General features: G+C 71.0%; 14 protein-coding genes, 1 tRNA gene and 1 pseudogene. 12 read left to right on the forward strand and 4 right to left on the reverse strand.

What is annotated here, in order from left to right; translation table 11 throughout:
• Positions 1 to 85 precede the first annotated feature (85 nt).
• The 4 genes and pseudogenes from MCM47_RS44070 to MCM47_RS23320 form a co-directional block, all read left to right on the forward strand.
• Positions 86 to 754, forward strand: a pseudogene (locus MCM47_RS44070) (serine/threonine-protein kinase); the annotation flags it as partial.
• A gap of 333 nt (positions 755 to 1,087) precedes the next feature.
• The gene (locus MCM47_RS23310) at positions 1,088 to 3,439 is read left to right on the forward strand and encodes a DEAD/DEAH box helicase (RefSeq protein WP_238863632.1); all 2,352 of its coding nucleotides are present in this window, start codon (positions 1,088 to 1,090) and stop codon (positions 3,437 to 3,439) included.
• On the forward strand, positions 3,432 to 4,352 hold the full coding sequence (locus tag MCM47_RS23315; protein WP_238863633.1) for a hypothetical protein: 921 nt from the start codon (positions 3,432 to 3,434) through the stop codon (positions 4,350 to 4,352). The genes MCM47_RS23310 and MCM47_RS23315 overlap by 8 nt, the downstream gene beginning before the upstream one ends.
• 578 nt (positions 4,353 to 4,930) lie before the next feature.
• Positions 4,931 to 5,017, forward strand: a tRNA-Thr gene (locus MCM47_RS23320).
• A gap of 78 nt (positions 5,018 to 5,095) precedes the next feature.
• On the opposite strand, the gene MCM47_RS23325 is transcribed toward MCM47_RS23320, so the two are convergent.
• Positions 5,096 to 5,902 (reverse strand): hypothetical protein, encoded by an 807-nt coding sequence (locus MCM47_RS23325; RefSeq protein WP_238863634.1) that lies wholly within the window; start codon positions 5,900 to 5,902, stop codon positions 5,096 to 5,098.
• Between the two features lie 204 nt (positions 5,903 to 6,106).
• Here MCM47_RS23325 and MCM47_RS23330 point away from each other — a divergent pair, with 204 nt between their 5' ends.
• The 3 genes from MCM47_RS23330 (at position 6,107) to MCM47_RS23340 (ending at position 8,579) form a co-directional block, all read left to right on the forward strand.
• Positions 6,107 to 7,393, forward strand: coding sequence for an MFS transporter (locus MCM47_RS23330; RefSeq protein WP_238863635.1), 1,287 nt, complete (start codon positions 6,107 to 6,109; stop codon positions 7,391 to 7,393).
• A 127-nt stretch (positions 7,394 to 7,520) separates the two neighbouring features.
• Positions 7,521 to 7,754, forward strand: a complete 234-nt coding sequence (locus MCM47_RS23335) for a hypothetical protein (protein WP_238863636.1) — start codon at positions 7,521 to 7,523, stop codon at positions 7,752 to 7,754.
• A gap of 165 nt (positions 7,755 to 7,919) precedes the next feature.
• The gene (locus tag MCM47_RS23340) at positions 7,920 to 8,579 is read left to right on the forward strand and encodes a methylated-DNA--[protein]-cysteine S-methyltransferase (RefSeq protein ID WP_238863637.1); all 660 of its coding nucleotides are present in this window, start codon (positions 7,920 to 7,922) and stop codon (positions 8,577 to 8,579) included.
• 78 nt (positions 8,580 to 8,657) lie between these two features.
• Here the strand turns inward: MCM47_RS23340 and MCM47_RS23345 are convergent, their stop codons facing one another.
• Entirely contained in the window at positions 8,658 to 9,722 is a 1,065-nt protein-coding gene (locus MCM47_RS23345; RefSeq protein WP_238863638.1) for an ATP-grasp domain-containing protein, read from the reverse strand.
• A gap of 399 nt (positions 9,723 to 10,121) precedes the next feature.
• On the opposite strand from MCM47_RS23345, the gene MCM47_RS23350 reads away from it, so the two are divergent.
• Complete coding sequence (locus tag MCM47_RS23350; protein WP_238863639.1) at positions 10,122 to 11,543, forward strand: family 2B encapsulin nanocompartment shell protein; 1,422 nt, start codon at positions 10,122 to 10,124, stop codon at positions 11,541 to 11,543.
• Positions 11,544 to 11,630: 87 nt separating this feature from the next.
• The gene (locus MCM47_RS23355; RefSeq protein WP_238863640.1) at positions 11,631 to 12,680 is read left to right on the forward strand and encodes a family 2 encapsulin nanocompartment cargo protein polyprenyl transferase; all 1,050 of its coding nucleotides are present in this window, start codon (positions 11,631 to 11,633) and stop codon (positions 12,678 to 12,680) included.
• 297 nt (positions 12,681 to 12,977) lie between these two features.
• On the opposite strand, the gene MCM47_RS23365 is transcribed toward MCM47_RS23355, so the two are convergent.
• On the reverse strand, positions 12,978 to 14,033 hold the full coding sequence (locus MCM47_RS23365; RefSeq protein ID WP_238863641.1) for an NAD-dependent epimerase/dehydratase family protein: 1,056 nt from the start codon (positions 14,031 to 14,033) through the stop codon (positions 12,978 to 12,980).
• Between the two features lie 327 nt (positions 14,034 to 14,360).
• Here MCM47_RS23365 and MCM47_RS23370 point away from each other — a divergent pair, with 327 nt between their 5' ends.
• Complete coding sequence (locus tag MCM47_RS23370; protein ID WP_238863642.1) at positions 14,361 to 15,734, forward strand: DUF1254 domain-containing protein; 1,374 nt, start codon at positions 14,361 to 14,363, stop codon at positions 15,732 to 15,734.
• Positions 15,735 to 15,810: 76 nt separating this feature from the next.
• Positions 15,811 to 17,145: a DUF1254 domain-containing protein gene (locus MCM47_RS23375; protein WP_238863643.1), complete on the forward strand. Its 1,335-nt coding sequence runs from the start codon at positions 15,811 to 15,813 to the stop codon at positions 17,143 to 17,145.
• A gap of 113 nt (positions 17,146 to 17,258) precedes the next feature.
• Here the strand turns inward: MCM47_RS23375 and MCM47_RS23380 are convergent, their stop codons facing one another.
• Complete coding sequence (locus MCM47_RS23380; RefSeq protein ID WP_238863644.1) at positions 17,259 to 19,457, reverse strand: sigma-70 family RNA polymerase sigma factor; 2,199 nt, start codon at positions 19,455 to 19,457, stop codon at positions 17,259 to 17,261.
• Positions 19,458 to 19,624: 167 nt separating this feature from the next.
• On the opposite strand from MCM47_RS23380, the gene radA reads away from it, so the two are divergent.
• Complete coding sequence (gene radA / locus MCM47_RS23385) at positions 19,625 to 21,133, forward strand: DNA repair protein RadA (RefSeq protein WP_238863645.1); 1,509 nt, start codon at positions 19,625 to 19,627, stop codon at positions 21,131 to 21,133.
• Positions 21,134 to 21,204 lie beyond the last annotated feature (71 nt).

Consider the following 21,204-nt stretch of genomic DNA (forward strand, 5'->3'; position numbering starts at 1 on the left):
TAGTGCTTCAGGGGTATGAGTGCCAGAGATCATCGCCAACCGATATGTGCTGGTTGAGGGCGGATCCCGAACTGGCGGTCTATCCGTGGTGCGGCAGGCGTTCGACACGAGGTCTGGTGCAGTGGTCGCTGTCAAGTTCATCAGCGCGTCCTCAGATGCCCTGACGCGAAAGATCTTTGATCGCGAGGTTAGCTCACTTCGGTCTCTGTCACACCCCGGCATCGTGCGTTTCAGAGATGCTGGCATTCAAGAGGGTACAGGAGTTTTCTATATCGTCCTGGATTGGGTGGAGCGCTCGCTCTTCGACGTGCTGACAGCTCACGGCCCGTACGCGTGGGAAGAGTTGGCGGAAGTCATTGCGACCCCGATGCTTGAAGCGTTGGCCCACGCCCACATAAATCACGTTGAGCACAGGGATATCAAGCCGGGGAACGTTCTAATCGATTCCAGTGGGCGGCCCCTTCTTGCTGACTTTGGGATCGCTAAGCTGCGGGGAGAAATAGACAGTAGTGGCGACATGACTGTCGCGGGTTTCAGATCAGGTCCATACACTCCTCCCGAGATTGAGACTCCCATCCCGTATGTACGGGATGTGTACGCTACTGCGGTTCTACTGCTTCAGTGCTTGACCAAAGATCGTATTAGAGATGCGAGCGACGTCGCGTCTTCCCTTGCTTCGGTTGACGTTCCTCCAGACGTGCGACGGCTGCTGGAGAAGTGTCTGAGCTCGGAGCCGGCTTCCAGGCCAGCGAATGCATCGGTGCTGGCGGGTGAGCTCGATAGATGCATCAGAGAGCGAGCCTCAATTTCTCCCGGCGGGCCGACGAGAGTTTCGCTTCGACTGACCAAAGCAGCAATGGGGCAGCTTCTAGGAAATTCTCAGATTTCGGATCGAAGGGCTGCTGCGACGCTTGCCTCTGCGGACCTCGCAGAGGCTTCATATATCGTGTTCGGGTATGATAGAGAGAATGCTCGACCGTCTCGCGACGTCGTCATTCTATCTGGTCGAGAGTGGAAATATACTCTAAAGCCAGCCGAAAGTTCCGGATTTGTGGTCACGTGGGCTGTGAGGCCCGAGTCGGATGAGTTGGACCGCCTTCGTGAACGATCGCTGATTCTGCCGGCAACGTTTTCGTGGTCGTTTTCTGATCCTCGAGATCCTGTCAGTGCGCGGAATTCCTTCGACGCGCTCATTTCCTGCCTGGATTCCTTCGAAGAGGAACGCGCTGCGCAGCGCGAACAGCGGAAGGACCGCGCAGATGGCGATGGCCTCTTCGAACTATGGGCGCGGGTTCTTCGAGCTCGTGAGGATCTCGCGAGAGGAGATCTTCAGGCCGTAACTTATCGCTCAGTGGCCGTACGCGGTCGTGAGGCAGATTTCACTCTGCGTTCCGCGCCTGAGCAGGATCTCGTAGGGACTGAATGGCAGATCACGCTCGCCCAGACCGGTTGGGCTTATGGGCGGGGCGAGGTGATCCGCCAAATCGGCTCTACACTTACTCTGCGCAGCGATCGCATATTCGACAAGATTCCTGGACAAGGCATGCTCGCTCCCTCGCTGGGGCGTAGCGAGGCGTCTCTGGCGCGGCAGCGTGCGGCTGTCGCTGCGATACGGACGGGAAGCACTGCTCGCTCAGACCTCCGAGAGTTGATTCTGACTCCGTCTCTTTGTGCGGCCCCTGAGCCCGTAACAATCGATACTTGGGACCTCGATCTGGACGGCAGTAAGCGGGCTGCAGTTCAGTCGGCCCTCGGCGCAAGCGATATTTTCCTTGTGCAGGGGCCACCCGGGACCGGTAAGACAAGCTTCATTGCCGAGACTGTGGCGCAATATTTGAGGCGCAACCCTGCGGCACGGATCCTCATTGTGTCTCAGACTCACGTGGCGGTGGATAATGCACTTCAACGCCTGGATAAAGCTGGCATCAACGGGCTGGTCCGTCTTGGTACGCCGGCGGACGCGCGCGTGAATGGATCTGTTAGCCATCTTCTCCTTGAACAGCAGATGACTCGATGGGCCAGTCGCGTCCGTCGCAGCGCGGAGAAATATCTGGAGTCTCAATCTGAGTCATCTGGGATAGCGCCGCATCATCTGCGTGCAGCGCTTGCTCTTCGCGAGTTGTCAGCGGCGATCCGTGAGTCAGAGAAGATTGAGCTGGACTTGCTCCTTCAAGGCGAGGACGACCCATCTGAGATCGCGACCGCATTGACACTGACTGCGGAACCATCCGGCCTTCGTCAGCGACTTGATGCCTTGGCAAGTCTTCAGGAGGAGCTGCGGGCGCAGGCCCAACGCGAACTGGCGGGAGAGCTGACGCTCCACGAGGGGATCACCCTTGCTGAGTCTGAGGCTGCAGTGGACCTGCTGATCGGCGAAAGTCCGACCGCACTCGCTCTGATGAAGACTATGACTCTTCAGGCGGAGTGGCTGCAGAGGATTGCCTCGGACTCTGCTCTTGTCTCTGTCTTCCTGGAGACTGCCCGCGTGGTCGCAGGTACGTGTGTGGGATTTCTCGGAAATCCCGCGGTAAAGGCCCTTGATTTGGATCTATGTATTCTTGACGAGGCATCGAAAGCCACGGTGACTGAGGCCCTAGTGCCAATGGCGCGTGCTAAGCGCTGGATCCTTGTTGGAGATACACGGCAGCTTCCGCCAATGGATGAGGAACTCCTTCGGTCTCGTAAGGTATTGGAGGAGCATGAGCTCACCCGAGAAGAGGTGGAAGAGACACTATTCAGTCGACTTGCTGAGAATATGCCAGAGCATTCGCAGCTTATGCTCCAGGAGCAGTACAGAATGATCCGCCCGATTGGCGATCTGATCTCTACATGCTTCTACGATGGCGAGCTTCGATCTTCCCGGGTAGAAGGCCTGCGCGGCTATAATGCCATATTTGGAAAGCCGGTTCTCTGGCTGGACACCAGCATCCTCGGGAAGTCTCGAAGCGAGGTTCTGTCTGGCGCGGCCAACCGGAGCTATGCGAATCCTGCTGAAGCAAAGATCATTGTTGATCGGCTGAGGGCGCTTGATGGTGGAGTGGATAAGTCGGTGATTTCCCTCCCTGATGGCCGTGATCGGCTTGAGGTTCTGGTTATCGCGCCTTACAGCCATCAGGTTGAGGACTTGCGCCGGCGGACGACCGCTGTCCAGTTTCGACACCTCGATGTGTCCGTGCTTTCCGTCGATGCGGCGCAAGGGCGAGAGGCTGATATCGCCTTCTTCTCCGTGACCCGTAGCAACACAGAAGCGAAGTTGGGATTCCTGTCGGCCGACTATTGGCGCCGCGTCAACGTCGCCCTGTCGCGTGCGCGATTTGGCCTCGTGATTGTAGGCGATGCCCACTTCATTCGCAGCACCACTGGAGCGCTGCGCCAGGTACTTGAATACGTTGACGGGCATTCGGATGACTGTGTGATCAGGCAGGCTGACAGTGACTGACTTCCATCTTAGGTTTGGCCACCTTCGTCCTGGGCTTGATCTTCTGGCTATCGAGGATGCGGCTGTGCCGGTCACGGTGGTGACAGCGGATGTTGTTGCCCAGGAGCGCAAGAAGCTTCCACTCCTGGACGAGTTCATCCTCAGGTTCGCGGCAGAAGGAGCTGCCTCTAATTCTGATCTCGCTGGAATCCTTGGCCTTCACGAGGACCAGGTTTCTACTGCTGTGGCGAATCAGGTTGTTATCGGTAACCTCCAGTATCGGGAGCGCGATCAGGGCCTTTCGCTGACTTTGCAGGGTCGGGAAACGGTCCGGACTCTAGTGGCAGTTCAGCCAGTATTGCGGCCACTGCCTCTGGTATTCGATCGGTTGACGTGGTCAATCGTCGATTATCCAAAAGCGATGCTGAAGACTAAGCAGCAAGCAATCGAAGACGGGATGATTCTGCTTCCCGCCGCCCGGTCTGCGCGGGTTGAGCTCCCGGACGTAACGCCAGCTGGAATCAATTCTCTACTTGCGCGGCGAAGTGGAAAGCCGAGTGTTGAGGTACTCCGTGTAAGGGCTGTCAATCGGACATCGTATCGCTATATGCCGGTGAAGTTGCTTGTATATGGTGATGCCGCACGGGATGATGTTCAGCTGGCTGTGTGCGTGGACAGCGACTTGAGCCCGAGTCATGATGCTGCCCTGCAGCGCGTCAACGCTGTAGAAAGCCTCAAAATTAGTATCGGCCCGGCGGCTGAGCGTCCTGTTCTGCGCGCGGACCTCGAAGATATCCGGATGGATAGCAGTGAGGTAGCCCAGCACCTTACGCAGGCATCATCGCAAGCTCTCCCTGTGCTTGAGGCAAATGGAGTGGCGGATCCGATCCCCTCTCTCCATACCGTTCCGGTTCGAAGCCTCAGCGTATTTTAGCACTCCGACCTGCTTGCAAAAGCATTGGATGATGCCAGTCGGCGACTCTTGATAATATCCCCATGGGTTAAGCGGGGTGTCGTGAATCGCGCTTTCGTCGAGCGGCTGGGGCAGCGGCTGCGGCAGGGCGTTCGCGTACACATAGCGCACGGTTACGGCCCAGACGACCTTGGATCAGATGAGGATGCTCTGCGCCGCCTGTATAACCTCCAACAGCGGCACTCAGATCGATTTACGCTAGCCAGGTTGAGAGATACACATGCCAAGATCCTCATCTGTGATGGATTGTGGGTCTCAACTAGCTTTAACTGGCTGTCCTTTCGTGGCGACCCCAAGCTTCCCTACAGGATGGAGGAAGGGACGCTAGTAAAGATTCCCGCCGAGGTTGATAAGGCTTATGAGCGCTATCTCCGGATGATCGAGGAGCAGCGAGTCGACTAGCGAGGCGTGAGCAGGTGCTCCAGCTGTCCTGCTGAGGCTTGCTGATGCGTGAGCGATGCGTGAGCGGACAGGACGGCAGCAGGCCATCGGAGCGGGATCGCGAGGTCTGCCACGTGGCGCTGACCTGCAGGTTCAGTGCCACGCGGCATCAGGCGTCACGCCCCGTCATGATCCGGGTTCGTCTTGTAAAGCGGGGGTCGTCGGTTCGAACCCGACAGGGGGCTCGTTGTGGAGGGCTTCAGAAGCGCCCCGAGCCGGTGTCCGGCTCGGGGCGCTTCGTCGTGCCGGCGCGTGGGTTCGCCTCAGTGCGGGCGGAGTTGGCGGAGGGTCCAGCCGGTGGCGTCGGGGGTCAGCGGGCGGGTGTGGGTGGTGAGGAGCTCGGCGGCGCGGCGGTAGGAGAGCCGGGCGCGGCCGGTGTGGGGGCAGCGGTCGCGCGCCGGGGTGGTGGCGGGGGCGCGGCGGTCGGTGAGGAAGAGGGGGCCGGCGGTGCGGCCGGCCACGAGGAGGGGGAGCAGGCGGGCGGTGCCGGTCCGCCAGCGCAGCGGGGCGGTCGAGGTGTGGGTGCGACGGCGGGTGAGGTCGAGGTGGTCGACGTCGAGCGCGAGGGCGGCCTCGATGGTGGCGCCGCTCTCGTGGAGAAGGTGCCAGAGGGCCTGTTCGCGGAGCGGGGCGCGGAGCGCGAAGAGCGCGCTCAGCTGTTCGGGGGTGAGCCTGGCGGGGTCCGTGGGGGCGGGGGCGGGGAGGGCCTGCGGGCGCAGGGTGGTGGTGGGGTCGGTGGAGATCCAGCCGCGGGTGAGCCACCAGGCGGCGGCCGCGCGCAGGGTGGAGATTTCACGGTTGAGGGTGCGCGTGCCGGCGGTGACGGCGCGGTGGGCGGCGGCGGCCTGGAGGCGGGGGGCGGCGCCGGGGCGCTCCAGCAGGGCGAGCGGGAGGACCGGTGGGCGGGCGCGGCGCCGTTCGGGGCCGGTGGGGACGGGCCGGTCGGCGAGCGCCCAGGCCCAGGTGTCGAGGGCGATCCGGTAGACGCGGCGGGAGCCGGTGCCGAGGCCGGAGGCGGCCAGGTAGCGCTCGACGGCGACCGCGTACTCGACGGGGGGCCTGAGGGTCATCGGGCGCGCTCTTTCCGCAGTAAATGGTGGAGGGAAGGCGAATTCAGCATAGACGAGAAGCGCAGTAAACGGCAGGTGGGAGGTGGTTTGTGGGGTGATTTACTGCGGTAATAGGCTCGACGGTGGAAATTGATGCGAATGGGCTCAGGTTTTCCGCCCGGAAGTCTTGAAAGCGGCTTCGGCGCACGGGCAGACTTGCCGCCCATGGCAGTGGATGTGGACCTGGTTCCCGCCCGCCGGACGCGGCTGCGCAGCCGCCTCTCCGTGCTGGGCGAACACGATTTCCGGTGGTTCTTCGTCGGCTACGCGACCTCCCTGTTCGGCTCCTCGATGGCGCCGGTCGCGGTGGCCTTCGCGGTGCTCGACGGCGGGGGGAGTGGCACCGACCTGGGGTGGGTGATGGCGGCCCGGATCCTGCCGATCGTCCTGGTGATGGCGGCCGGCGGGGTGGCCGCGGACCGGCTGGGCAGCCGCCGGGTGATGCTGGCCGCGGACGTGCTGCGCTGCGGGGTGCAGGGGGTGTTCGCGGCCGCGCTGGCCGCCGGACAGGCGCCGGTGTGGGCGGTGGTGGGGCTGGTCGCCGTGTGGGGGCTCGGCGAGGGGGTGTTCCTGCCCGCGCTCGGGGCGCTGGTGCCCGGGTTGGTCACCCGGAAGGAGCGCCTCGGGGACGCCAACGCCCTACTGGGGTTGGCTCGTTCGGTCTCCATGGTGGCCGGCCCGGCGCTCGCGGGAGTGCTGGTGGCGTGGTCCGGCCCGGCCTCCGTCCTCCTGGTCGACGCCGTCACGTACGGGATCGGTGCGCTGGCGCTGGCCCGGCTATCGGTGGCCCGGCCGGCGGAGCCGGGCGCGTCGGACTCGCTGGCGGCGGATCTGCGCGAGGGCTGGTCGGAGTTCCGGTCGCGCACGTGGCTCTGGGTCACCACGGTGCAGATGGCCCTCTTCAACCTGCTCGTCTGGGCGCCGTTCCTGGTGCTGGGCCCGCTGACCGCGCAGCGCGAGCTCGGCGGGGCGCGCGCCTGGGGTCTGGTGATGGGGGTGTACGGGGCCGGTGCGGTGCTGGGCGGCCTGCTGGTGCTGGGCCGCCGGCCGACTCGGCCGCTCGCGGTCGCCACGGTGGCGAGCCTCGGCTGGGCGCTGCCCTCGGCGACGCTCGCGGCGGGCGTGCCGCTGCCCTGGACGGCCGCGGCGGCGCTGGTGGCCGGGCTCGGATCGGCGGTCTGCGGGGCGCTGTACGAGACCACGATGCAACGCTGGGTGCCCGGTGACGTCCTGGCGCGGGTCACCGCCTTCGGCGGGCTGGGTGCCTTCGTCCTCGGCCCGCTCGGACTGGCGGCGGCCGGTCCGCTGGCTGACCGGGTCGGGGCGGGCGCCGTGCTGGCCTTCGGAGCCCTGTGGCAACTCGTCGCCACCGTCGCAGTGTTGGGGGTGCGCGAGGTGCGCTGCGCCGGCTGGGACTCACCCGGACCGCCGAGCGGCGGCGGAGCGGACTGAGTCGGGGCATGCCAGGGGACCGGGGTCGGGCCGCCCCGCGGGTGCTGCTCCGGCGCACCGGGTGAGCACCGGGACCGGGCCGGTCGTACGGTGGAGGGAGTGCGGGGGGCAACGGAGGAGGTCGGCCATGCCTGGTTCTCTCACCATCAGCCACCACGAGGCGTCCGTCGCCATGGAGCACACCGACGCCAAGCGCCTCGCCACGATGCTCGAGGAGCTCGTCTATCTGCTGGAGATCCCCGGCCCCAACCGGATCAACGACGCACAGCTCGTGGCCCTCTGCGAGGGCCGGGCGCCCGACCGGGCCGAGCTGGTGCACTGGTCGCGGGAGCTCGCCACGGAGCTGAAGGGGCGCCTCTAGGGCAGGACCGGCGGGCCGGTCCCCGCGCGAGGACGGGTTCCGGACGAGCCGGTGGCGGACCGCCGCGGGACGTACGATGGCGCGCGGGGCGGGTGGTCCGCGCGCGCCTTCCGGGTGCCGGCGCGGCCGGCGGCCGGTCCGGCGGAGGAGGGCGGAGGCCTGCGGATGTCGCAGTCGCGACCGACGGCGCAGACCGGAGCGGGCGGAGCGGTGACGCCCTCCGGAGCGGCCACGTCGGCCACGCCGTCCGGAGTGGTCGGAGCGCGGCCCGGTGGCGCGCCCCGGCCGGGCGGGATGTCCTGGCTGACCGTGGAGACACCGCTGCCGAGCGGGCCGATGCACATCGCGGTGACGCCGCTGGGCGTGGTGGCCGGGGGCTACCTGGGCGACGAGGCCGGTGAGCTGCCGCGCTGCACGGACGAGGCGAAGATCGCCGCGGTGAAAGGGCGGATCGGCGACTACCTGGCCGGGCGGAGCCGGGAGCTGGGACTCCCGATCGACTGGAGCCTGAGCACCGGTCCGCACCGGGCGGTGCTGCAGACCCTGTTCCGTGAGGTGCCGTACGGGAGGACCATCACCTACGGCGAACTGGCCTCCCGCAGCGGGGTGTTCGAGGACGTGGCGGAGCCGGGGCTGGCCGCCCGGACGGTCGGGCAGATGATGGCCGCCAATCCCGTTCCGCTGCTGGTGCCGTGCCACCGGGTGGTGGCGGCGGACGGGATCGGCGGCTTCGGCGGCGGCCGGGTCGGCATCGAGGTGAAGCGCTGGCTGCTCACCCTGGAGGGGGTGCTGGAGCCGACGCTGGACTGGAACGGCCCGCTGTAGCAGGAGGATTGGACCCACAGCGGCGGCCGGAGCGGCCGGGCCCGACGAGGCGTACGCCGACCCCGGGGGCGCCGTCGCTCAGTGCACGAGCTCCACCGGGGTGAGGCCGAGGCCGAACGGGACCTCGCGCGGCAGTACCGGCTGGATGCCGGCCACCAAGGTGTACTCGATCCCGGCCAGTTCCTCGGGCCAGTCGGTGTCGGGCCGCTCGCCGAGCGCCAACTGCACGGCGTTCCACGGCAGATTGAGCCCGCACAGGCGCAGCTGGTGCAGGCCGCCGGAGGGCCGGGTGTTGACGTCGATGACGATCGGCTCCCCGGCGAGGTGGCGGAACTGGACGTTGGAGAGGAAGGCCATCCCGGTGGACTCGACCACCCGGCGGGCCGGTTCCAGGTACCGCGGTGCGGTGGTGAAGCTGCGGCGGCGCCGGTGCTTGCTGCGGCCGACGGCGGCGAGCAGGGTGCCGTCGCGGTCGGCGAGGCAGTCCACCGAGACCTCGGGCCCGTCCAGGAAGGGCATCACCAGCAGGTCGGCGGGTTCCTCGGCGGCGTCCAGCGCGGCGGCCACCTGCTCCACCTGGACCCGGCTGTCCCAGCCGGCCAGCCGGTGCAGGCCGAACGGCTCGCGGGTGAGCACCCGGAAGCCCTCGCCGCCGGCGCCGGAGACCGGCTTGAGGCAGGCGGTGAGGCCGGCGGACTCGATCCGGTCGACCGCGGTGAGCAGGTCGGCGGCGCTGCGCACCTGCCACCAGGGCGGGGTGGGCAGCCCGGCTGCGGCCAGCGCCGCGTAGCCGTCCGCCTTGCTGTCGAAGGCCGCGATCGCGGTGGCGGGCGGGCAGGCGAGGGCGGTGCCGATCGCTTCGAACTCCTGGTGGTGCAGGGATATCGCGAGCTGGTTGAGGCGGGGCAGGAAGACGTCGATGGAGTGGCGGGCGCAGTAGTCGAGCGCGTAGGCGACGTAGGCGTCCGGGGTCAGGTCGCCCGGTTCCAGGGCGGCGCGGTCGGCGGCGGCCAGGACGGGGGAGTCGGCGTCGACGTGGGTGGCGTGGACCAGGACGGGGCGCGGGGCGGCGCGCAGCTGTTCGATGAAGAAGACGTTCTCGGCGTAGGTGCGGTTGAGCCAGACACGTACGGGGGCGCTCATGAGGGCCTACCAGGGCAGGGGTGAACGAGGAGAGGGCCGTCCGGTGTTCGACCACACGCGTCAACCGGCCCCGGGGCCCTTTGAGGTGGCACCTTAGCGGCCCCTGACGCGGTCGCGCACCGGGGGTGCCCGGGGGGGCCGAGGGGTGCGGGGGCCGCTCGGCGGGGGCCGTGGCGGGCGGGTCGTGCCGCGGCCCTTCCGGCAGGGTGTTCGAAAGTCCAGCGGCGGACGGGTTCCAGGTATTCGAATGCTTATCGAAGCAATATCGATCAGGTGATCTAGTCGTCCTATTTGTTCGGTTATTCCGACCACTCGAAAGAGTGATTGCGGCGGGCCTCCGAATGGCCTCACCATGATTGTTGCAAGGCGACACTTCACCGGGTATGCGAAGGGCTCCCTATGTCGACCGAAACCACCGTCGGTATTCCTGCGCCCGGCGGTCAGCCGCAGGTCCAGCAGCAGAGTCTCAGCACGGCGGGTGCGCGGAACCTCGCGACGATCACCAAGTCCGCGCCGCAGATGCAGGGCATCAGCCCGCGCTGGCTGCTCCGGATGCTGCCGTGGGTCGAGGTGTCCGGCGGCACGTACCGGGTGAACCGTCGCCTGCGCTACTCGGTCGGCCGTGGCCGGGTGGGCTTCGTCCAGACCGGGGCCGAGGTGCGGATCCTCCCGCCGAGCCTGCGCGAGGTCCCGGTGCTGCGCGGCTTCGAGGACGACGCCGTGCTGGAGGAACTGGCCGGCCGCTTCGTCCAGCGCGAGTTCGCCGCCGGCGACGTCCTGGTAGCGGCGGGGGCGCCGGTCGACGAGGTCTTCGTCATCGCGCACGGCAAGCTCGACCGACTGGGCTCCGGCAAGTACGGCGAGGAGGCGGTGGTCGGCACCCTGGCCGACGGCGACCACCTGGGCGACGAGGCGCTCCGGACGGAGGGCGTCTGGCCGTACACCGTGCGGGCCGCCACCGGGGGCACCGTGCTGGCGCTCCGCTGGTCCTCGTTCCAGGAGCTCGCGGACCGCTCCGAGGCCCTGCAGCTGCACATCATGGAGTACCTGGCCGGCTTCGAGCGGGCGCAGAACAAGCACGGTGAGGCGGCGATCGACCTCTCGGCCGGCCACCACGGCGAGTACGAGCTGCCCGGGGCCTTCGTGGACTACGAGCTGCGGCCGCGCGAGTACGAGCTGAGCGTCGCGCAGACCGTGCTCAAGGTGCACACCCGGGTGGCCGACCTCTACAACCAGCCGATGAACCAGACCGAGCACCAGCTGCGGCTGACCATCGAGGCGCTGCGCGAGCGCCAGGAGCACGAGCTGATCAACAACCCGGAGTTCGGCCTGCTGCAGAACGCCGAGTACGACCAGCGGATCCAGACCCACTCCGGCCCGCCCACCCCGGACGACATGGACGAGCTGCTGAGTCGCCGGCGCAGCACCAAGATGTTCCTCGCCCACCCGCGGGCGATCGCCGCCTTCGGCCGCGAGTGCAACCGCCGCGGCCTCTACCCGGACACCGTCGAGGTGCAGGGGCGGCAGGTCTTCGGCTGGCGCGGGGTGCCGGTGCTCCCGTGCAACAAGATCCCGATCGTCGACGGTCACAGCAGCTCGATCATCGCGATGCGTACCGGCGAGGACAACCAGGGCGTCATCGGCCTGCACCAGACCGGAATCCCCGACGAATTCGAGCCGAGCCTCTCGGTCCGGTTCATGGGGATCGACGAGAAGGCCATCATTTCCTATCTGGTCAGCGCGTACTACTCCGCAGCCATTCTGGTGCCCGACGCGATCGGTGTCCTCGAAAACGTCAACGTCGCCCAGCGTCGCGACTGACCGGGGCCGGTCGGCCACCGCGCTGCCCGGCCGGGCGGAACAGGCCCGGCCGGGCAGCGCCGGCCACCTCATGAGGGGGAGGAATTCATGGGAATCTTCACATTGGAGCGCGATCACCGCGAGGGGAACGAGGCGGCGGACGTGCTCGCCCGCGCCCGTGGCCTGGTGGACCCGGTGTTGCGCGCCGCCGTCGACTCGCTGCCCGGTTCCATGCGCAAGGTCGCGGGCTACCACTTCGGCTGGTGGGAGGCGGACGGATCGCCCGTGGCGGCGCCCTCCGGAAAGGCCATCAGGCCGGCGATGGTCCTGGCCGCCACCCAGGCCCTCGGTGGCAGCCCGGGCTCGGCGACCGCGGCGGCGGCCGCCGTCGAGCTGGTCCACAACTTCACGCTACTCCACGACGACGTCATCGACCGCGACGAGACCAGGCGCCACCGGCCCACCGCCTGGCGGGTGTTCGGCACCACCGAGGCCATCCTGGCCGGCGACGCCATGCACTCGCTGGCCCTGCGCCTGCTCGCGGAGGACAGCCATCCGGCCGCCCAGGGCGCGATCCGCCGGCTGACCGACTGCGTGGTCGAGCTCTGCGAGGGTCAGCAGATCGACTGCGCCTTCGAGCAGCGCAGTGACGTTTCGCTCCCCGAATGCCTGGCGATGGCAGAGGCCAAGACCGGTGCGCTGCTCGGTGCCGCCTGCGCGATCGGCGGGCGGTACGCGGGCGCCTCCGAGGAGGCCTCCCAGGCGCTGGACGGCTTCGGCCGCGAGATCGGACTGGCGTTCCAGCTCATCGACGACCTGATCGGGATCTGGGGTGACCCGGCCGTCACCGGCAAGCCGGTCGGTGCGGACCTGGTGGCGCGCAAGAAGTCGCTGCCGGTGGTGGCGGCGCTCGGCTCCGGGACGGCCGAAGGCCGGGTCCTGGCCGAGCTGTATGCGCTCGAACGGGTGCTCAGCCCCGAGGAGTTGCGCCGCTGTGCGGAGGCCGTCGAGAGGGCGGGCGGGCGTGGCTGGGCGCAGGGGGAGTCCTGCGAGCGGATGGCGGCAGCGCTCGCCCAGCTGGCCGTCGCGGTGCCCGAGCCCTCCGCGGCCGACGACCTGCTCGCTCTGGCGGAGCTGGTCACCCGGCGTAGTCACTGAGGGGGAGTCCCCGGCCCGGGGAGGGGGCCGGCGGCGCCGGCCCGGGGAAGGTCGGCCCCGGGAGGCCCGGGCCGGGGACTCCGGCCGGGGGGCGTCGGCCCGGAGCATGCCAGCCGGCCCGGAGCATGCCAGCCGACGGGCCCGCCCGCCGCACCCCCTGTGCGTACGGCCGGGCCCGCCGTCTGTGCGCGCACACCCGGGCCCGCCGTCTGTGCGTCCACGCCGGTGCGCCCGCCCCCCCCCGCGCCCGTGCGTCTGTCGCCGTGCGTCTGTGCCCGCGCCTCCGGGCCCGTCGCGCTACGCCAGGGCGGCGAGCAGGCGCTGTTCCTTGGCCGGGACGATTCCCTGCCGGACGTGGGCACCCTTGCGCCCCTTGCGGCCGTCCCCGTCGGTGTCCTCGGCCGGCCCGCGCCGTCGGAGCCAGGCCCAGGTGTCGCGCGCGGTCTCGGCGAACGGTCGGCACCGCAGACCGGCCGCCTGGGCCCGGGAGGTGTCGGCGAGCCAGACGGCTGCGAAGTCCGGCCCCGAGGGCGCCCAGAGCGGTAGCTCGCTCCACGGCTGGACGCTGTCCGGCCCCTCGGCGAGCAGCGGGCCGTCCTCGACCCAGACCAGCTCGGCGGGTGCACCGCCGCCCACCGGTGCGCCGACCACGTCCCGACAGATGTGCAGGAACTCCCCGAAGGTGATGCTCCCGGGCGGAGCCGTGGTGATGTAGCGCCCGGTGTGCCCGGCGGTCAGCACGTCCAGGCCGAAGGCCGCGAAGTCGCGCACGTCGATGACCTGCATGGCCCGGGTCGGATCGCCCGGTGCCAGCACCCGGCCGCCGCGGGCCATCCGCTCCAGCCACCAGGGCAGTCGGCCCCCGTTCTCGTGCGGGCCGATCAGCAACCCGCTGTTGAGGATCAGCGTCCGCTCGGCGCCGAAGTACTTCTGTACCGCACGCTCGCAGCCGGCCTTGAGGGCGCTGTCGAACGGCTGGTCGGGCGGGGTGTCGGCCGGGCACGGGCGCAGCGGGGAGTCCTCGTCGACCGCCTGGGCCGGCCAGTCGGCGAAGGCGTGGACGGAGGAGACGAAGGTGTAGTGGTCGGCGTGCTCGCGCAACAGGCGGGCGGAGGTCGCGGCCTGGGCGGGCTGCTGGGCCGAGGTGTCCACGACGGCGTCCCAGTGCCGCCGCTCGACCAGCCGCGCCAGGTCGTCGGCGCGGTCGCGGTCGCCCCGGACCGGCTCGACACCGGGCGGGTCGTCGTGGGAACGGCCGCGGTTGAACGTGGTCACCTCGTGGCCCTGTGCGAGGGCCTCGGTCGCGAAGGCCCGTCCCAGGAACGACGATCCGCCGAGCAGCAGGATTCTCATACGGGCAAGACTGCATGCCCGGATTCGCCCGCACACGCGGATTCGCTGTCGGCAGAGGTACCGTGCGGCCCCGGCGTGCTGGCCCGGCGTGCTGGCCCGGCGTGCGGCCCCGGCGTGCGGCCCGGCGCACGGTCCGGCGGGCAAGCCCCGGCCGCCTGGGACCGAGAACGCCCGCGCCCGCCCCGCACCTGCAGCGGACCCGCCGCCCGCGTCCGAGGTGCTGACCGAATCCGCTCCGCATAGCATCCCCGTGTACCTGTATGTCCGAATTGTGACCGATGTCTGCGAGCGAGGCTCGGGCATCCCGCCCCTGGGGAGTGCGTCAGCATGGTCAACCCGGCACTCGTGGACCCGGCCACCATCCGTGCGACCGCCGCCGAGGCCTGGGTCCGCGGCTATCCCGTCCTGCGGAACTACCGCACCCTCTATGCACAGGCTGTGGACGACGCCGACCCGAAGTACGCCGGCGGCTTCGGGGTCTTCCGGCACGAGCAGCGACAGCCCTTCGCACGGGTCGACGGCGACCTCGTCGCCCCGGACGTCCTCGCGCCGGATGTCCTCGCCCCGGACGTCCTGGCCCCGGAAGACGACATGCCCTGCTCCTGGGCCTGGCTGGACCTGCGCACCGAGCCCTGGGTGGTGTCCGTCCCGGCGGAGGACCGCTACTACGTCCTCCCGGTGCACGAACTCGACACCGTGTACGCGGGGTTCATCGGTGCCCGGACCACCGGCCAGGAGGCCGGCGACCACCTGGTGGCCGGTCCCGGCTGGCGGGGGGAGGTCCCGGCGGGCATCACGAGCGTCATCCGCACGGCGACCGAGCTGGTCGGCATCGTCGGCCGTACCCACCTGGCCGACGCCTCGCCGGCGGCGGTCTCGGAGCTGAGGGCGCTCCAGCAGCAGTACCGACTGCGCCCGCTGCACGAGTACGCCGGCACCCCCGCGCCCGAGCCGGCCCCGCACCCGATCTGGCCGGTCTGGCGCGACGAGGTGCTGGACACCATCGAGTTCTTCTCGTTCCTCGACTTCCTGCTCGGCTTCTTCCCGGTCCTCCCCGCCGAGGCCGACCTGCGCGGCCGCCTCACCGACCTCGGTGTTGACGGCCGCGGCGAGTTCGAGCCGGCCGCCCTGCCGATCCAGGTCCGCGCCGAGATCGAGCGCGGCATCGCCGACGGCCGCGCCGAACTGGAGCGGGCCGCCGAGCGGACCGCCGACTCGTCCGGTCTCTTCGGCACCCGCGAACAGATCGGCACCGCGTACCTGAAGCAGGCGGTCGGCGCGATGAAGGGGCTGTACGGGCTGCCCGAGGGGGAGGCCTGGTACGGCGGCTGGACGGTCGACAGCGAGGGCAACGGCCCGCCGAACGCCAGCGACCGGGACTACGTGCTGCGGTTCGCCCCGGACCGGTTGCCGCCCGCGCGGTTCCTCTGGTCGGTCACCATGTACGGGCTGCCGGAGCGCCGGTTGGTCGACAACACCCTCGACCGGTACGCGATCGGTGACCGCACCCCCGGTCTGGTCCACGACCCGGACGGCGGTCTCACGCTCTACCTCCAGCACAAGCGACCCGCCGACGCCCAGCACTCGGCCAACTGGCTGCCCGCGCCGGACGGGCCGTTCACACCGGTCCTGCGGCTCTACGGCCCGGACGCACAGGTGCTGGACGGCCGCTGGACGCCACCCCCGCTCACACCCCGCTGAGCCCCGGCCCGGCGCCGCTCCGCAGCGGACCGCCGCCCGCCGCCCCGCCCCCACCAGGACCCCAGAAGGACCCCCGATGACCCAGCCCGAGCTGGAGGCCCTGGCCGCCGACGCCTACGTCTACGGCTACCCCCTGGTCTCCGACCTCACCATGGTCGAGCGCTTCACCGGGGGCGGCATGGGCACCCTGCCGGCGGCCCCGTTCAACCGGCTGAGCCACGCCACCCGGCTGGCCGAGCCGGGCGACCCCTTCGTCTCCGTCAACAACGACATCGTCTACTCGATCGCCCAGCTCGACCTCTCCGAGGGCCCGCAGGTGTTGCACGTCCCGGACACCGCCGGGGCGTACTACGTCCTGCAGTTCGTCGACGCCTGGACCGACAACTTCGCCTACGTCGGCAGCCGGGCCACCGGCACCGGCGAGCAGACGTGGCTGATCGTCCCGCCGAAGTGGCACGGCATCCCGCCGGATCCCGGCCGCGTCATCGTCTCGCCCACCACGATCGCCAGCATCGTCGGCCGCTTCGCCTGCACCGGCCCGGACGACCTGCCCCGGGTCCGGGCGCTCCAGGAGGCGCTGACGCTGAGCCCGCTGGAGCCCGGCGGGCTGGTCGCGGGGCTGCCCGAGCCGGACCCGGACGTCCCCGAGCGGCTGGCCTTCTTCGAACGGCTCCGGGTCTGGATGGCGGCCTTCCCGCCCGCCGGTCGGGACGTGGAGTACCAGCGGCGGTTCGCCCCCCTGGGCCTGCTCGATCCGGATCCCTCGCCGTACCGGGCCGCCGCGCCGGAGTGGACCGCCGCCCTGCTCAAGGGCCTGGCGGCGGGCCGGGAGCGGGTCGAGGACGCGACCCGGCCGCCCGAGGACCACCCGGCCGGCGAGTGGCGCTCGGGGCTGCACCTCTTCGACTTCAACACCGACTACCTGGGCCCGGGCACCATCGACGACCCCGAGTGGCGCATCCCCGACCGCCGGGCCGCCTACCTCAGCCGGGCCGCCGCCGCCCGCGCCGGGCTCTGGGGCAACCACGCGTACGAGGCGGTGTTCGCGATGACCTACGACGACGCCGACGGCCGCCCGCTGAGCGGCGCCCACGCGTACACGCTGCACTTCGACGAGCCCCCGCCGGCCGAGGCCTTCTGGTCCCTGACCATGTACGGCCTGCCGGACTACTACCTGGTCGCCAACCCGATCGAGCGCTACGCGATCGGGGACCGCACCCCGGGCCTGGTGTACGGCGACGACGGCTCGCTGACCCTCCTGCTCCAGCACGAGCCGCCCGCCGACCCGGCCGCGGCGGCGAACTGGCTGCCCACCCCGGAGGGCGGCTTCCGCCCGATCATCCGGCTCTACCAGCCGACACAGGCCGTGCTCGACGGCACCTACCGCGTGCCGCCGATCCGCAGGCTCTGACCGCGGTCCTCGGTCCCCCGGCATGCCGGGCCGGCCGCGACCGTCGGGCCGACCGCGGCCGTCGGCACGCCGCCGTCGGTACGCCCTCGGCGCTCCCGCGCCCCGGCCCGGCCTCAGCGCGACGACGCCGGTGCACCGGGGGTGCCTCCCGGGGCCGACGCCGGCGCCGACCTCGCCGGGGACGCCGACGACGCCGGGGCGGACGGCGCCCCGGACGGCCCCGGCCGGGCCGAAGAAGCACTCGGACTCGGCGCCGGCGACGACGGCGCGGCCGTGGGCGACGCCGGTCCGCCCGTCGGCGCGGGCGAGCCGTTCGAGCCGGGTGAACCGGTGGAACCGGGCGTGGGCGAGCCGGACGGCCCCGCCGTCGGTCCACCTCCGCCGGAGCCTCCGCCGGACCCGCCGCCGCTCGGCCCCCCGCCGGTCGGGGTGGCCGACGGCGTCCCGCCCGGGGACGGCCGGCCCGACTCGGTCGGGCTCTCGGCCGGCTCGACCGGGGTCGCACCGCCGCGGCGGTGCGGGCCGCCCTCCAGGGTGACCACCGCCTGCGAGGGCGGCAGCGCGATCCGGGCGGTCCACGGCGCGGTCGGCGCGAGGTCGTCGTCGACGCTGACGATGACGGTGATCCGCTGGCCCGGTGCGAGCGTCCCGGCGTCCCGGCTGAGGCGGAGCCAGGCGGCGTCCACCACCGCGTGCCAGCGGATCTCCGTGGTGCCGGAGTTGGTGAGGGTGAGCACGGTCCGGTTGCCGTACTCGCCGGCCTCGACGGTCAGCAGCCCGGCCGGGGCCGGGGCGTCCGGGCCCCGCCCGGAGCCGTTGCCTCCGCCCGGTCCGGTCGCGGGGGCCGGCGCCGCGACCAGGGTGGGGCTGCCGAGCGGGGTCGCGCCGTGCGCGGGTACCGGGACGGCCGGCCCCAGCAGCCCAGGCAGCAACGTTTCTGCAGCCGCCGGCCCGGCCCAGGCCAGCTCCAGTCCGGCCACTGCGGGGGCGACGTCCCCCGACCCGCCGCCGCCCGCCGCGCCGCCGCCCGCCGCGCCGCCGCCCGCCGCGCCGCCGCCCGGCCCGCCCCGACCGGGCCCGCCGTCCGGCCGGAGGCCACCCGGCCGGTGCCCGGCGGACCGCGCGTCGTCGTCGACCCGGACCGTGGAGACCGCCGCGGCCGTGCCCGGACCGCCACCGCCCCGGTGCCCGGCCCAGAGCGCGACCACCGGCGCGGCCAGGACCGCCGCCAGCACCCCCGTGGTCACCACCCGCCGCCGCACCGCGAGCCCGCGAGCCGCGTCGGGCGCCCGGTGGCGGGGGAACCCGCCCTGGTCGAACCGCAGACACGGCTCGACGACCGGGGCCGGCCCGGTCGCGCGCCGGCCCGCCGGTGCCGCGTGCGGCAGGAAGTGCACGTGGCCGGCGCTGCCGTTCCCGGCCCCGCCCCCGGCCGACGGAGGCGCGGTCGCGGTCGGTGTGGTCGGCGCGGTCGTGGTCGGCGTGGGCGGCGCGGGCGGCGCGCTGAGCACCGGGAGCCCGGAGAGGCCGGCGGTGCCCGCCGACACCTCGTCGGCCACCCGCTCGGCGGTGCCCCGACAGGTCGGGCAGTCGACCACGTGCTGTACCAGCTCTCGGCGCAGGGCCGGACCGAGCACCCAGTCCCGCCAGCTCTCCGCGCCCGCGCCGCCGAGCCGGTCCAGCTCGGGGCAGCTGCCGACGCCGAGCACCAGCAGGGCCGCCCTGGTCCGGCCGACCTCGGCCTCCGCCGAGGCGAGCAGGGCCCGGACGGCGTCGAACGGGAGGCCCAGTACGGCGGCCACCTCGATCGGGGTCAACCGGTGGCGCACCGACAGCTCCAGCGCCTCGCGTTGCTCGGGGTCGGTGCCGGCCGCCTCGGGCCACGCGAGCGAGGCCAGTTCGCGCCGCCGCCGCGCCGCCTCCGGCTCGGACACGCCGCCCCGGGCCGCGACCGCCGCACCCCCGGCCGCGGCCACGCCGACCGGGCCCCCGGCCGCGGCCACGCCGACCGGGCCCGCTGCGACCGGGCCCGCCCCGCTGCCGACCGCACCCGGGCCCGCCCCGCTGCCGGCGCCGTCCTCCAGCCGGCGGAGGCAGCAGTAGCGCGCCAGCGAGTACAGCCAGGCCCGCACCAGGCCGGGCTCGGCGAGCCGCGCCGCGTGCCGCACCGCCAGCTCGCGGACCTCGCGCAGGGCGGCGGTGGCCGCCCCGTGCTCGCACAGCACCGAGAGGCAGTAGGTGAACAGCCCGTCCACCTGCCGGTCGTACGCCGCGAGCACGGGGTCGCGCGGCGCTTCAGCACTCGTCGTCACGCGTCCGACGGTAGAGAGCGGGGGCGGGGGATCCGGGCTGTTCCCTGCTGTTGTACTTCTTTCGGGTAACAGCATCGCCTGTTCGTGTACCGGCGGACCTCTGCCGTCGAACCCCGCCCGCCCCGGGCCGGACCCGCGTTGTCGTACCCAGGCGCTACGGTGACCGCATGGCTGCCCGCTCCAAGACCACCGCCAAGCCGCGCCCGGCGTACCGCTGCACCGAGTGCGGTAACCAGCTGCCCAAATGGGTCGGCCGCTGTCCCGAGTGCAACGCCTGGGGCACCGTCGAGGAGTACGGCGCCGTGCCGATCCGGACGACGGCCGCCGGGCCGGTCAGCGCGCCGGCCCGCCCGATCGCCCAGGTCGACGGTCAGGTGGCGACGGCCCGCTCCACCGGCGTGCCCGAGCTGGACCGGGTGCTCGGCGGCGGCCTGGTCCCCGGCGCCGTGGTGCTGCTGGCCGGCGAGCCGGGCGTCGGCAAGTCCACCCTGCTGCTAGACGTCGCGGCCAAGGCGGCCAGTGCGCAGCACCGCACGCTCTACGTCACCGGCGAGGAGTCGGCCGGGCAGGTCCGGCTGCGCGCGGACCGGATCAACGCGCTCTCCGAGCACCTCTACCTGGCCGCGGAGTCCGACCTCGGGGCCGTCCTCGGCCACATCGAGGCGGTCGGTCCCGGCCTGCTGATCCTGGACTCGGTGCAGACCATCGCCTCCGCCGAGCTGGACGGCGCCCCCGGCGGCCCGGCCCAGGTGCGTGAGGTGGCGAACGCGCTGATCCGGGCGTCCAAGGAGCGCGGCATGGCCACCCTGCTGGTCGGCCACGTCACCAAGGACGGCCAGATCGCCGGCCCGCGTCTGCTGGAGCACCTGGTGGACGTGGTGCTGAGCTTCGAGGGGGACCGGCACGCCCGGCTGCGGCTCATCCGCGGGGTCAAGAACCGGTACGGCGCCACCGACGAGGTGGGCTGTTTCGAGCTGCACGACGAGGGCATCGCCGGCCTGGCGGACCCGTCCGGCCTCTTCCTGACCAGGCGTGACAAGCCCGTCCCGGGCACCTGTCTGACCGTCACGCTGGAGGGCAAGCGCCCGCTGGTCGCCGAGGTGCAGGCGCTGATGGTGGACTCGCAGATCCCGTCCCCGCGCCGCACCACCTCCGGCCTGGAATCGCCCCGGATCGCGATGATCCTGGCCGTGGTCGAGCGGCACGGCGGGGTCAAGCTCGGCAAGCAGGACATCTACACCGCGACGGTCGGCGGGGTGAAGCTGAGCGAGCCCTCGGCCGACCTCGCGGTCGCCCTGGCCGTGGCCAGCTCCTCCTCCGACACCCCGCTGCCGAGCAACCTGGTGGCGATCGGAGAGGTCGGCCTGGCGGGCGAGGTCCGCCGGGTGACGGGTGTGCAGCGGCGGCTGGCCGAGGCGCACCGGCTGGGCTTCACCCACGCGCTGGTCCCGCCGGACCCGGGCAAGGTGCCGGCCGGCATGAAGGTCGTCGAGGTGGCGGACATCGGCGAGGCGCTGCGGGCCATCCCCGGCCGCCGCCGTCCCGCGAAGCCGCGGGGTGAGGCCGCGTCGGCGCCGCCCACCCCGCGCCGGGCCGCCGCCCCGGCCCCCGTCGCCGCCTACCCGGAGGAGCTGATGGAAGGGTGGGAGCCGCTCGACTCCGACGAACTGCGCTGACCCAAGCCCTGTCGATGCCGGTCGCAGTTAGACTTTCCCCTGTCTCATTGGTGATAAGGCAGTACTAAGCG

Source organism: Kitasatospora sp. A2-31 (assembly GCF_022288725.1).
In the GTDB taxonomy this organism is placed as follows: Bacteria; Actinomycetota; Actinomycetes; order Streptomycetales; family Streptomycetaceae; genus Kitasatospora.

Bases quoted from the DNA above. Each gene is read 5' to 3' on its own strand.
- MCM47_RS23345 (WP_238863638.1), bottom strand. From the start codon at position 9,722: ATGAGCGCCCCCGTACGTGTCTGGCTCAACCGCACCTACGCCGAGAAC.
- MCM47_RS23365 (WP_238863641.1), bottom strand. From the start codon at position 14,033: ATGAGAATCCTGCTGCTCGGCGGATCGTCGTTCCTGGGACGGGCCTTC.
- MCM47_RS23355 (WP_238863640.1), top strand. From the start codon at position 11,631: ATGGGAATCTTCACATTGGAGCGCGATCACCGCGAGGGGAACGAGGCG.
- MCM47_RS23335 (WP_238863636.1), top strand. From the start codon at position 7,521: ATGCCTGGTTCTCTCACCATCAGCCACCACGAGGCGTCCGTCGCCATG.
- MCM47_RS23340 (WP_238863637.1), top strand. From the start codon at position 7,920: ATGTCGCAGTCGCGACCGACGGCGCAGACCGGAGCGGGCGGAGCGGTG.
- radA (WP_238863645.1), top strand. From the start codon at position 19,625: ATGGCTGCCCGCTCCAAGACCACCGCCAAGCCGCGCCCGGCGTACCGC.
- MCM47_RS23325 (WP_238863634.1), bottom strand. From the start codon at position 5,902: ATGACCCTCAGGCCCCCCGTCGAGTACGCGGTCGCCGTCGAGCGCTAC.
- MCM47_RS23350 (WP_238863639.1), top strand. From the start codon at position 10,122: ATGTCGACCGAAACCACCGTCGGTATTCCTGCGCCCGGCGGTCAGCCG.
- MCM47_RS23330 (WP_238863635.1), top strand. From the start codon at position 6,107: ATGGCAGTGGATGTGGACCTGGTTCCCGCCCGCCGGACGCGGCTGCGC.
- MCM47_RS23370 (WP_238863642.1), top strand. From the start codon at position 14,361: ATGGTCAACCCGGCACTCGTGGACCCGGCCACCATCCGTGCGACCGCC.
- MCM47_RS23375 (WP_238863643.1), top strand. From the start codon at position 15,811: ATGACCCAGCCCGAGCTGGAGGCCCTGGCCGCCGACGCCTACGTCTAC.